Origin of the sequence: Nakamurella sp. (genome assembly GCF_044224575.1) — a bacterium.
Taxonomy (GTDB): domain Bacteria; phylum Actinomycetota; class Actinomycetes; order Mycobacteriales; family Nakamurellaceae; genus Nakamurella.
Genome location: NZ_JBGAKE010000025.1, coordinates 35,676 through 46,941, shown reverse-complemented (window position 1 = coordinate 46,941; position 11,266 = coordinate 35,676). Strand labels below are relative to the sequence as shown.

Sequence of the window (11,266 nt, the reverse complement as noted above, 5' to 3'; positions counted from 1 at the left end):
CCTCCTTGAAGAACTTGGTCAACCGGCCGGCGACGGGTCGGATTCGAGCGCTCGAGCGTCAGGAGACCAGGGTGTACCCGGCCTCGTCGATCGCCTCGCGCACGGCGCCCACCGGCAGCGGTGCGGTGCTGGTCACGGTCACCCGGGACTCGCCGCCGGCGTGCAGGTCGACGTCAACGCCGGCGACACCGTCAAGCCGCGAGACCTCCTCGGTGACCGCGGACACGCAGTGCGAGCAGGTCATGCCGGCGACCGAATAGGTGGTGGTGGTGGTGCTCATCGGGTCCTCCACAAGGTTGTGATCGATGAAGTCGTGGCGATGGTTCGGGGAGCCTGACCGCTCCCTACCTGATGCTCCTCAGCATATACCCCCCGTCCGTATAGCCGGTACCCCCTAGGGGTAGTTTCTCAATGACCGTGCCCACCGGATTCACCGTCGTCGTGACCGGGCATGGGCGGCGCCACCGCGGTCGGCACCGACGTCGCGCCGGTGCCGGCAGCCGCCGGGGCCGACGTCTGAGCGGGGCCGGCCCAGACCGTGAACTCGGCGGTGCGGACCACCCCGGCGTGCCGGAAGTTCAGGAACAGACGGTAGTTTCCGGCCGACGGCGCGGTGGCGTCGAAGGTGATCCCCGGGCCGGCGGGCGTCACCCCATCGCCGGGTTCACCGGCCGGATGCACGTGCAGGTAGGCCAGATCACCGGCCCGCAGCGCGACCAGGTGGCCGTACGCGGCCAGGTACGGCTGCAGATCGGTGACCGGGACACCGTCCTTGCTGACGGTCAGCGTCAACTCCGACGGCCGGCCCGGCACCAGCCCGCCGGCCAGGGTGACCTGGTAGCCGTCGGCCAGCTGCGCGACGTCAGCCGGTCCCGGCAGCGGCGCCGGCTGGTAGCCCCCGGGCACGGCGAGATCGGCACCCAGGACAAGCCCGCCGTCGTGACCGGCCGGGGTGAAGTCCGCGAAGACCCGGTAGTCGCCGGCCGCGGGCAGGTCGACCGGCACACTCCAGGTTCCCGTGGCGTCCAGGTCGGGGTGGACGTGTTGGAAGTGCGCCAGATCGCGGCGCACCACGATCAGGTGCAGGTCCTTGTCGTGCTCGGTCCGGTAGCCGCTCACCGGATCGCCTTCCGGGCCGAGGATCCGGAACCGGAGCGGCACCTGCGCACCGGGAGCGACGGACGGCTCGGCGAGCGTCAGGGTGTAGCCGTCCTCGGACACCAGCAGCCCGCCGGGCAACGACGGCGCGCCGCCCGGGGCGGCTTCCGTCCCGCCCATGGCGGCGTGGCCGTCCGGCGTCGGCGTGGATGTCGATGCCCCGGCGGAGGCCGGGGCGACGACCGATCCGACCCCCACGGCCACACCGAACACGGCCGCCAGGCCCAGGGCGAAGCCGCCGACCTTCAGCGCGGTTCTCATGCTGGGACTCCTCCTGCTCGCAGGTCTGATGGTGACGCGGCGGTCCGGCGACCGGCGCGAGGGGCGCTCGGCCGTCACCGATCCTCGGCCGCAGGGCGCGAGGGCGGCCGGGACCGATCAGGAGCGAACCAGCCTGGCGATGGCCTCGGAGGCCTCCCGGATCTTGACGTCCGCCTCCGGACCACCGGCCGCGGCCGCCTCGACGACGCAGTGGCTCAGGTGCTCGTCCAGCAGGCCCAGCGCCACCGACTGCAGGGCCTTGGTCATCGCCGACACCTGGGTCAGGATGTCGATGCAGTACTTCTCGTCCTCGACCATCTTCTGCAACCCGCGGGCCTGGCCCTCGATGCGGCGCAGCCGCTTGAGGTAGTCGTCCTTGCGGTGGATGTACCCGTGCGGGCTCGCGTGCTCGTGCGTCGAGGTATCCATCGTGCGCTCCGTTCGCTCAGCTGGGCCCACGTCCGGCCCCGACAAAATACCCCTCACGGGTATCGGCCAACCTCGAGGGATAGAGTACCCCCCTAGGGTACCGAAGGCAATGGCCGGGCGAGACGCGGCCGGGTCCGGACCCGCGCCCGCCCGACCTGCGTCGACGGTCCAGGAACAATCCTCATGTCCCGACGATGTGCGCAGTGCTGCACGCTCGATCCCGGGGTGGCGTCCGCGAAGATCGGGACCATCGGCCCTGACCGCGATCCGTTCGCGGGCCGACCATCGAATCGGGTGCACTCAGGTGCGCCGGCGACCGCGGGCCGTCCGCCCGCGCGACGGATCGAGGTGGTCGGCCGTGATGTACGGGTACGACGGCGATGGCATGAGCGGCTGGATGTGGCTGTGGGGCGCCGCTCTGGTCATCGGGGTGCTGGTCCTGATCGGGGGTCTCGTGTGGGCGATCGTGGTCACCACCGCGCATCGCCGGGTCCCGCAGGCCGGTGGTGCCGGACCGGCCCCGGCCCGGCAGATCCTGGACGAGCGGTACGCGCGGGGTGAGCTCGACACGCAGGAGTACCGGGAGCGGGTTGCGACCCTCGGCGGCTGACAACCGTGCCTGTGCCCCACAGCCGGCGCCGCGCCCTGCAGTTGGCCGGCCTGGGCCTGGCCACCGCCGCGGCCGGCGCCGTGGGCCTGGCCGGAACCACCACCCGCCGAACCGGTGACCCCGCCGGTGCCCCCACCGGCGATGCGCCGGGCGGGACGTCCGGATCGTTCACCGAGCCGGCGGTCCTGCGGTCCACCGACGGCGTTCTGGACCTCACACTGACCGCGGCCCGCGGATCCGGGCCGCTCGCCGGCCGCACCGCCACCACGCTGCGCTACAACGACGGGCTGCCCGGCCCGACCCTGCGCTGCCGCCCGGGCGACACGCTTCGGGTCACGCTGACGAATCGGCTGGACGAACCGACCAACCTGCACGTGCACGGCCTGCAGGTCAGTCCACAGGCCAACGGGGACAACCCGTTCGTGATGATCCCGGCCGGCGGGTCGTTCCGCTACGAGTACGACATTCCGGCCGACCACCCGGCCGGCACCTTCTGGTACCACCCGCACCACCACGGCCTGGTCGCCGACCAGGTCTTCGGCGGCCTGTACGGCGCCATCGTGATCGACGACCCGGCGCCGATCCCCGTCATCGCCGATCGCATCCTCGTCATCTCCGACATCACCCTCGACGGTTCCGGGTCGGTGGCCGGAGTGACCGCGATGCAACGCCGGCAGGGCCGGGAGGGCGATCTCGTTCTGGTCAACGGGCAGCTCCGGCCCGACCTGGTGGCCACACCGGGGCGGGAGCGCTGGCGACTGATCAACGCCTGCACCGCGCGCCATCTGCGGCTGCGGCTGGACGGGCCGGACCTGACGCTGCTCGGCATCGACCTGCCGTCCGCACCACCGGTTGCGATCACCGAGGTCGCCCTCGCTCCGGGCAACCGGGCCGATCTGCTGATCGACACCCGACCGGGCGCGAGCATCCTCACCGCTGTGCCGGTGGATCGCGGCGCCACGACGATGCCCGGGATGGGCACCGGCGGCGGCACCGACCGTCCCGCCGACGCTCCCCTGGAGCTGGCCACCCTCACCGTGTCGGGTCCGGCAGCGGCCGGCTCGACCGGGATGCCGGACCGCCCCGTCCCACCCGACCTGCGCGGCCGCCCGGTGGCCCGGCGCCGACAGGTCACCCTGGCCATGACCATGGGGATGGGGACCGCCTTCACCATCGACGGCCGCCCGTTCGACCCCGCCCGCACCGACCAGACGGTGGCCGCGGGCGACGTCGAGGAATGGACCTTCACCAACACCAGCCCCATGGATCACCCGCTGCACCTGCACGTCTGGCCCATGCAGCTGCTGGCCACCGGCGGCATACCCGAACCCGGCGTGACCTGGCGGGACGTGGTCAACGTGCCCGCCCGGGCCAGCACCACCGTGCGGATCGCGTTCGACCGGAACGCCGGCCGCAGCGTCTACCACTGCCATATCCTTGACCACGAGGATCTCGGCATGATGGCCGTCATCCAGGTCACCTAGGGGTGGCCTCGCACGTCGGCCGACCGAACCCGCCGGCTCCAGCAGTACTGTCTGCGCATGTGCGCAGCGACCGCGGCCCCTCGAGAACCGTTGCCGCCGGATCAGGTTGCGTTGGTGGCCGAGGTCTTCCGAATGCTCGCCGACGGCACCCGGATCCGGATCCTCTGGGCGCTGATCGACGCCGAGCTGCCGGTCAACGAGATCGCCGCCGCGGTCGGCAAATCGGGTCCGGCGGTGTCCCAGCACCTGGCCAAGCTGCGGATGGCCCGGCTCGTCCGGACCCGCCGGGACGGTAACCAGATCTTCTACCAGCTGGAGAACGAACACATCCAACAACTACTGATCGACGGGGTGTACAACGCCGAGCACGCCGGCCATTCCGTCCCGCCGCATCACCGCGAGGCCGCGACCGGCCTGCCATCGTTCACGGCCAGAACGACGCGGGTCGGGGGCTGACCGACCGGCCGGCGTCCCGGCGTGAGGGCGGCACGGCCGCTCACGCAGGGACCGAAACGCCCCGGCGGAACGGCGGTCCCGATCGTCGCCGAGCCGGCCGACGTTCACCCGGCAGGCACATGGGCCCCGGCGGGGCTGGTGTGAATCGATGCCCCGGACAGCTTGGGCACGGCCCGCAGCAGGTGCTGCTCCGCCGCGTGCGCGATCCGGTGGGACTCCAGCAGCGACAGCTCGGCTTCGACCTCCACGTCCGCCTCGGCGTGCAGGGTGTGCCCGATCCACCGGATCCGCAGGCTGCGCACCGACCGCACCCCCGGCGCCGCCGCCAGACCGGCCTCCGCGAGATCCACCAGTGGCGGATCGACGCCATCCATCAACCGGCGGAACACGTCCCGAACGGCCGAGTACAGCACCGTCACGATCGCCACGCAGATGACCAACCCGATGATCGGGTCGGCGGCCGGGAAGCCCAGCCATACCCCGGCAGCGCCGATCACCACGGCCAAGGAGGTCAGCCCATCGGTGCGCGCGTGCAGCCCGTCGGCTTCCAGAGCGGCGGACCCGATCCGCCGGCCCACCCGGATCCGGTACAGCGCCACCCACTCGTTGCCCACGAACCCGATCACGCCCGCCACCGCCACCCAGAGCAGGTTCTCGACCGGGGCCGGATCGAGAAGCCGGTGGATCGCCTCGTACCCGGCCAGCACCGCCGACAACGCGATCATCGCCACCACGAACAGTCCGGCCAGATCCTCGGCCCGCCCGTATCCGTAGGTGTACCGGCGGGTCGCCGCCCGGCGGGACAACGCGAACGCGATCCACAACGGCACGGCCGTCAACGCATCGGAGAAGTTGTGCACCGTGTCGGCCAGCAGCGCCACCGACCCGCTGATCGACACCACCACCACCTGCAGCACCGCGGTGACACCCAGGACCACCAGGCTGATCTTGACCGCCCGGATGCCTTGCTCGCTACCCGCCAGCTCGGCGTCCACCGCATCGGCACTGTCATGGCTGTGTGGCTTGAACACCGACCGGAACAGGGCCGTCAACCCGCCCGGGTGATCATGACGATGATCGTGGTGGCCGTGACCATGGTCGCCCGGCCCGTGATCGTGGACGTGATCGGTGGGTCGAGGACCGCTCGGTCCGGCACGACCCGGCCCCGTGTCATTCACCCCCACCGCCTCCAGACTCAGTACCTGCGTTGATGCGCAGATACTATATGAGTGGATGAAGGTGCTCGACCACCCGTTTGACGGTCCCGATCGCGGGTATCTTGCACGAGTCGACTGCCGCTCGACCTGTCTGTCTCGGGCTCCGGGGAGGAATCGGTTCGCACGGCGACCGCCCCGGTCCGACACCCCGACTGCTGCCGTCCCGACGTCAGCCCATGGACGACACGAAAGGTCGACTTTCCACATGATGCAAGGCTTTCCGCCACCACCGGTCGAGCGTTGGACGCCGGAGGGCTGGCAATTGGGACCCACCAATCGTTGGACCTTCAGCCATCTGCGGGAGGTTGTCCGCACCGCCCGGGTGCCGGCGGCACCGAGTTCGGCACGGTCGTTCGAGGCGGGCAAGCCGCTCGACCCGGGGATGACGGTGACCTTGCCCGACGGCACCGTCGGGACGTTGGACGCCCTCCTGGACCAGACCTTCACCGACGGGCTGCTGGTGCTGCACCGGGGCCGCATCGTCATGGAGCGCTACCCGGCCGAGTTGACGGCGGCCGACACGCACGCGCTGCTGTCGGTCAGCAAGTCGCTGATCGGCTGTGTGGTCGGCATCCTGATGGACCAGGGGGTGATCGAGGAGCAGGCGAACATCACCACCTACCTCCCCGAGTTCGTCGGACTCGGATACGACGGCGCCACGGTCCGCCAGGTGCTGGACATGCGCTCGGGCATCAAGTATTCGGAGCACTACGAAGACCCGGGCGCGGAGATCACCATGGTCGGTCAGGTGGTGGACTGGTCGCCTCGCCTGCTGGTCGATCTGCCCACCTCGTTGTACGACTACCTGACCCTGCTCATCGCCGCCGGCGCGCACGGCGGCCCCTTCCACTACCGCTCCTGTGAGACCGACGTACTGGGCTGGATCTGCGAACGGGCCTCGGGGCGGCGCATGCCCCACCTGCTCAGCGAATTGATCTGGCAGCCCATCGGCGCCGAACAGGATGCGGACGCGGCCGTCGACCGGGCCGGCACCGTGATCCACGACGGCGGCCTCGCCGCGGGCCTGCGCGACCTCGGACGCTTCGGCCAGATGCTGCTGGACCGGGGACGGGTGGGCGATCGCCAGGTCGTCCCCGAGGCGTTCCTCGAGGACACCTACCGCGGCGGGACCGATTCTCGGGCGGCCTTCGGTTCCACCAGCACCGACACCCGGATGCCGGGCGGCATGTATCGCAATCAGTTCTGGCTGCCCTACCCGGCCGATCGGCAGGTGCTGCTCTGCATGGGCATCTACGGGCAGATGATCTACATCGATCCGGCCCGCGACTTCGTCGCGGTCAAGCTGTCGTCCTGGCCGACCGCGCAGCAACCCGAACTGTTGGGGGCCACGTTGGCGGCCGTCGACGCGATCGGCGACCAGCTCACGACATGATGTGAGTCAGCCGCCGGGGGTCTTCACCGCACCGCGGCGGGGGTCGCGGCGGCGTACCGGCGGGCCTGCACCCGGAGCGCCGCGACCAGCGCATCGGGCCCCTCGACGTGAAAGTCCAGGCCGAGCATGCCGATCCACACCGCCACGACCTCGACGCTGTCCCCGCCGGTGACCAGCACACAGTGATCGTCGTCGACCGGCTCGACGACACCGACCGTCGGGTTGATCCGGGCCAGGACTTCCTCGGCGGACGCGTCCACCAGGACCCGGGCGTGCACGGCCCAGCCGGTGAAGGCGACCTCGCGCAGCACGAACGAGGTGTACTCGTTCTCCGGGAAGGGTGTCGGCCGAAAACGCCGCCCGCCAGGAGTTTTCAGCGTCATCCAGTCGACCCGATAGGGCGCCCAGGTGTCGTCCCGGGCGTCGCGGGCGACGAGGTACCACCGCCGTTGCCACGAGACGAGCCGGTAGGGCTCGACCTGCCGGCGGTCGAGTGACGGCGCCGCACCCGATGGGGCAGGACCCGACGGCACCGGGCCCGACGGGGCCGTCCGGTAGTCGAACCGCACCTCCACCCGATCCCGGATCGCGGCGGCCAGGCCGGTGAGCAGGCCGGCGTCCACCACCGGGTCCCGGACGTTGGAACCGGTGTTCTCCGGGCCCCTGACCACCGCCTCGTGCACCGCGGCGACCTGACGCTGCAGGTGGTGCGGGAGCACCGAGTCGAGCTTGGCCAGGGCCCGGGCGCTGGTCTCCTCGATGCCGGCGATCCCGCTCCCGGCGCGCAGCCCGACGGCGACGGCGACGGCCTCGTCCTCGTCGAGCAGCAACGGGGGCAGCGACGCGCCGACACCCAGTTCGTAGTACCCGCGTGGCCCCCGCACCGCGTCGACGGGATAGCCCAACTGCCGCAGCCGGTCGATGTCCTTGCGGACCGTGCGGTCGCTCACGCCGAGTCGCCCGGCCAGCTCCGGACCGGTCCATCGCCGCTGCGCCTGCATCAACCCGAGCAGGGCCAACAACCGGGCGGAACTGGTCAGCACGTGATCACTCTCGACTTCGAAAAGGTCTCCGGTAATCAGGAACGAAATGATCCTGAACCATCCCTAGCGTAGCGGTCATGACGAACCCCACCCCCGCTTCGATCCGTCCGTTCCGCGTCGCGATCCCGCAGGCGGCCCTGGACGACCTGCACGCCCGGCTGGCCAACACCCGCTATCCGGCCGCCGCCCCGGGTGACTCCTGGTCCTACGGCACGCCGGTGACCTACCTGCGGGACATGGTCGCCCGCTGGCTCGAATTCGACTGGCGGGCGCAGGAGGCGCGGATGAACGCCGTCCCGCAGTTCCTCACCGAGATCGACTGGCAGACGATCCATTTCGTGCACGTCGAATCGGCCGAGGCCGGGGCGCGGCCGTTGCTACTGCTGCACACCTACCCGGGTTCGTTCATCGAGTTCCTCGAGCTGATCGGCCCGCTCGTCGACCCGGTGGCGCACGGTGGTCGCGCCGAGGACGCGTTTCACGTCGTCGTTCCTTCGATGCCGGGAGTCGGGTTCAGCACCCCGTTGAACCCGGCGCCGGACGGGGGCGACTGGACCATGGCCGGGGTCGCCGGCGCCTACGACACGCTGATGCGCCGCCTCGGCTACGACTCCTACGGCACCCACGGCAGCGACGGCGGCGCCATGGTCTCCCGTGAGCTGGCGATCCGCAATCCTGCCGGATTCCTGGGTGCGCATGTCCTGCAGCTGTTCTCGTTCCCGTCGGGGGCCGACGGCGAGATGGACGGGTTCGGCCCCAAGGAGTTCGCCGCCCTGGAATTCCTCGGCTGGTTCCAGTCGGTGGGTGGCTACAACGCGATGAACGGCACCCGCCCGCAGACCGTCGCCGCCGCGCTGTCCGACTCCCCGATCGGGCAACTCGCCTACCACGAGTTGTTCGAGAACTTCGGGAACGGGACCAGCCTGGTCACCGCCGAGCAGGTGCTGACCCAGGTGTCGCTGTACTGGCTGACCAATACGTCGGCCGGCGCGGTCCGCTACCACTACGCGGAGGGCCACTCCGGTGCCGAGCCGCAGGTCAGCCACGGTCGGACCGGCGTCGCCGTCTTCAAGGACGACTTCCAGACCATCCGCCCGCTCGCCGAACGCGACAACACCGCAATCGTGCACTGGTCCGAGTTCGACCGGGGTGGGCACTACGCGGCGCTGGAGGTTCCGGAACTGGTGGTGGACGACTTGCGCACGTTCTTCGCCTGACGGACCTGGGCGCCCGCGTCCGCAACGGCCGTTGGACCGCGCCTGACCACCCTTGAGGTGGCTGCTAGACCGCCGTTGCGGCGAACGCCCAGATCGCTGCGGCCACGGCGTCGGGGTCCTCCCGCTCGGCGCCGTGCGTCTGACCGGCGAGCACGACGCGCCGCGGTGGATGCGGCAACACCTCCGCCAGCGCACCGGACCGATCGATCAGATGAGTCGGACTGTTCTCGCCGCAGAGGAGAAGGGTCGGCACGTCCACCGCGGCGAACCGGTCCAGGCCGACGGGCAGCGCATCGAGCATCTCGTTGTCGGCGATCTGCCCGGCCGCGACGCCGGTGACGAACGACTGCGCCTGCGGATGAGCCAACATCTGATCGATCAGGTCGGCCGGCATGCCGACCAGGTCGATCAGGTGGATACGCATCGCCTCGGCCGGTGAGCCCGCATCGAGGGCCGCCCGTGCCCGGCGCAGCGCGTCCGACCCCGCCGGTGAGTGGGTCACGTCGAGCGGCGGCTCGTACAGAATCAGGCCGCGGAAGGTCGGCGGTTCGGCCAGGGCGGCTTCCAACGCCACCACCGCCCCGGACGAATGGCCGACCAGCAGGACCGGCGCGGCGGCCGCGCGCGCGACCGCAAGCAGGTCGCCGACCTCGGCCGCGACTGCCCGGGCGCCGGTCGGCGGCGGATCGACCCGGTAAAGGGGCCGGGTGTACCGGAGCACGCGGAAGCCGCCGGCGAGTCGCCCCGCGACCTGCGCCCACGCCGTGACGTCGCCCGATCCGCCGTGCACGATCAGCACGCTCGGTCCCGCGCCCTGCTCCACGACGGTGACCGGCCCGGACGGGCCCGACACCTCGTTGGCCGTTTCCGGAGGGCCGGCGAAGTCCGGTCGATCAGTCGATCCGGTCATCGGTTCATGCACCCCCGCCGCATCAGACCGCCGCGAGTCGCGCTTTGAGCAGGCAGAACGGATTGCCTTCGGGATCGGCCAGCACATGCCACGATTCGTCCCCGGTCTGGCCGACGTCGGCCGGGCGGGCGCCCAGCTGCCGCAGGCGCTCGAGTTCGGCATCCTGATCGCGGTCGGTGGGGTTGACGTCGATGTGCAGCCGGTACCGGGCCGGCTGCGGTTCGTCGTTGGGACTGAGGATGATCGTCGGCTGCGGACCGCCGAATCCGGTGCGCGGCCCGATCTCCACCGCCCCACCATCGCGATCGAGCACCACGAAGTCCAGGACCGCACACCAGAACCGGGCCAGCTCCTCGGGATCGCGGCACTCCAGGACCAGCTCGCTGATTCGACAGGCCATGGCGATAAGCTACTCCGACGGCGGCGGCGCGCCGCCCTTCCGAACGGCAGCGTGCTTCGACGGCGCAACCGCGCCGCGAATCATCTCGAACAGCACACCCACCGACCCCGCCAGATCCGCGTCCGCGGGCTGCTGGTTCATCAGCCAGACGTCGATCGCCTGCCCCATCCCCATCACGACGGCGATCAGCAGGGCGGACGGCAGGTCGGTGCGGATGGCCCCGGCGCGTTGGCCGCGGATGACGGCCAATTCCAACCAGGGCAGCAGGGCCTGCGTGAGGTCGGCCTGCGCCTGCGCCAGGACCGGCGTCGTCGAGGCGGCGAGCAGGCCGCGAATCAGGGTGGCCAGATCCGGGGTGGCGGTCAATGCCGTCATCAGCCGGAGGTAATAGCCCTCCAGCGTGGACCAGAACTCATCGGCCGAACCGCCGTCCGGGACCGGGAACGGTCCGAGCCGATCGAAGAGCTGCTCGAGGTCGATCCGCACGACATGGGCGAACAGGTCGACCTTGTCGTCGAAGTAGTAGTACATCGAGCCCTTGGAGATGCCCGCGGCCTCGATGACCCGGTTGAGCGACGCATCGTGGAATCCGTGTGCGGCGAACTCCTCGCGGGCGGCCCGCACGATAGCCTGCTGCTGCTCCGGCGGGAGCTTGGAGAATCGGGGTCGGACCACGGGCTGGTCGGTG

The 11,266-nt window shown here is 70.7% G+C and carries 14 protein-coding genes; 5 read left to right on the top strand and 9 right to left on the bottom strand.

Going from position 1 to position 11,266, the window contains the following annotated elements; translation table 11 throughout:
- Positions 1 to 58 precede the first annotated feature (58 nt).
- The 3 genes from ACILSK_RS21545 to ACILSK_RS21535 form a co-directional block, all read right to left on the bottom strand.
- Positions 59 to 280, bottom strand: coding sequence for a heavy-metal-associated domain-containing protein (locus ACILSK_RS21545; RefSeq protein ID WP_395729239.1), 222 nt, complete (start codon positions 278 to 280; stop codon positions 59 to 61).
- Positions 281 to 408: 128 nt separating this feature from the next.
- Positions 409 to 1,419 (bottom strand): hypothetical protein, encoded by a 1,011-nt coding sequence (locus tag ACILSK_RS21540; protein ID WP_395729238.1) that lies wholly within the window; start codon positions 1,417 to 1,419, stop codon positions 409 to 411.
- 117 nt (positions 1,420 to 1,536) lie between these two features.
- Complete coding sequence (locus tag ACILSK_RS21535) at positions 1,537 to 1,848, bottom strand: metal-sensitive transcriptional regulator (protein WP_395729237.1); 312 nt, start codon at positions 1,846 to 1,848, stop codon at positions 1,537 to 1,539.
- A gap of 361 nt (positions 1,849 to 2,209) precedes the next feature.
- Between ACILSK_RS21535 and ACILSK_RS21530 the strand changes: the two genes are divergently transcribed.
- Genes ACILSK_RS21530 through ACILSK_RS21520 form a run of 3 tightly spaced genes read left to right on the top strand, consistent with a single transcriptional unit; the run spans position 2,210 to position 4,398 of the window.
- Complete coding sequence (locus tag ACILSK_RS21530; RefSeq protein WP_395729236.1) at positions 2,210 to 2,458, top strand: SHOCT domain-containing protein; 249 nt, start codon at positions 2,210 to 2,212, stop codon at positions 2,456 to 2,458.
- 5 nt (positions 2,459 to 2,463) lie between these two features.
- Positions 2,464 to 3,942 carry a multicopper oxidase family protein gene (locus ACILSK_RS21525; RefSeq protein ID WP_395729235.1) on the top strand — a complete coding sequence of 493 codons (1,479 nt, stop codon included), beginning with the start codon at positions 2,464 to 2,466 and terminating at the stop codon, positions 3,940 to 3,942.
- A gap of 57 nt (positions 3,943 to 3,999) precedes the next feature.
- A complete protein-coding gene (locus ACILSK_RS21520) occupies positions 4,000 to 4,398 on the top strand; it encodes an ArsR/SmtB family transcription factor (protein WP_395729234.1) in 399 nt (132 codons plus the stop codon).
- A gap of 104 nt (positions 4,399 to 4,502) precedes the next feature.
- On the opposite strand, the gene ACILSK_RS21515 is transcribed toward ACILSK_RS21520, so the two are convergent.
- Together ACILSK_RS21515 and ACILSK_RS21510 are read right to left on the bottom strand one after the other, a co-directional pair.
- The gene (locus tag ACILSK_RS21515) at positions 4,503 to 5,450 is read right to left on the bottom strand and encodes a cation diffusion facilitator family transporter (protein WP_395729233.1); all 948 of its coding nucleotides are present in this window, start codon (positions 5,448 to 5,450) and stop codon (positions 4,503 to 4,505) included.
- On the bottom strand, positions 5,447 to 5,572 hold the full coding sequence (locus ACILSK_RS21510) for a hypothetical protein (protein WP_395729232.1): 126 nt from the start codon (positions 5,570 to 5,572) through the stop codon (positions 5,447 to 5,449). The genes ACILSK_RS21515 and ACILSK_RS21510 overlap by 4 nt, the downstream gene beginning before the upstream one ends.
- Before the next feature lie 248 nt (positions 5,573 to 5,820).
- Here ACILSK_RS21510 and ACILSK_RS21505 point away from each other — a divergent pair, with 248 nt between their 5' ends.
- Positions 5,821 to 7,008: a serine hydrolase domain-containing protein gene (locus tag ACILSK_RS21505; RefSeq protein ID WP_395729231.1), complete on the top strand. Its 1,188-nt coding sequence runs from the start codon at positions 5,821 to 5,823 to the stop codon at positions 7,006 to 7,008.
- A gap of 23 nt (positions 7,009 to 7,031) precedes the next feature.
- Here ACILSK_RS21505 and ACILSK_RS21500 read toward each other — a convergent pair whose 3' ends face one another.
- Positions 7,032 to 8,051 (bottom strand): helix-turn-helix transcriptional regulator, encoded by a 1,020-nt coding sequence (locus ACILSK_RS21500; RefSeq protein ID WP_395729230.1) that lies wholly within the window; start codon positions 8,049 to 8,051, stop codon positions 7,032 to 7,034.
- Between the two features lie 77 nt (positions 8,052 to 8,128).
- On the opposite strand from ACILSK_RS21500, the gene ACILSK_RS21495 reads away from it, so the two are divergent.
- Positions 8,129 to 9,268: an epoxide hydrolase family protein gene (locus ACILSK_RS21495; RefSeq protein ID WP_395729229.1), complete on the top strand. Its 1,140-nt coding sequence runs from the start codon at positions 8,129 to 8,131 to the stop codon at positions 9,266 to 9,268.
- A gap of 64 nt (positions 9,269 to 9,332) precedes the next feature.
- Here ACILSK_RS21495 and ACILSK_RS21490 read toward each other — a convergent pair whose 3' ends face one another.
- Genes ACILSK_RS21490 through ACILSK_RS21480 form a run of 3 tightly spaced genes read right to left on the bottom strand, consistent with a single transcriptional unit; the run spans position 9,333 to position 11,253 of the window.
- Positions 9,333 to 10,178, bottom strand: a complete 846-nt coding sequence (locus tag ACILSK_RS21490; protein ID WP_395729228.1) for an alpha/beta fold hydrolase — start codon at positions 10,176 to 10,178, stop codon at positions 9,333 to 9,335.
- Between the two features lie 22 nt (positions 10,179 to 10,200).
- Complete coding sequence (locus ACILSK_RS21485) at positions 10,201 to 10,578, bottom strand: VOC family protein (protein ID WP_395729227.1); 378 nt, start codon at positions 10,576 to 10,578, stop codon at positions 10,201 to 10,203.
- A 9-nt stretch (positions 10,579 to 10,587) separates the two neighbouring features.
- Positions 10,588 to 11,253, bottom strand: coding sequence for a TetR/AcrR family transcriptional regulator (locus tag ACILSK_RS21480; protein ID WP_395729226.1), 666 nt, complete (start codon positions 11,251 to 11,253; stop codon positions 10,588 to 10,590).
- Positions 11,254 to 11,266: the final 13 nt, after the last annotated feature.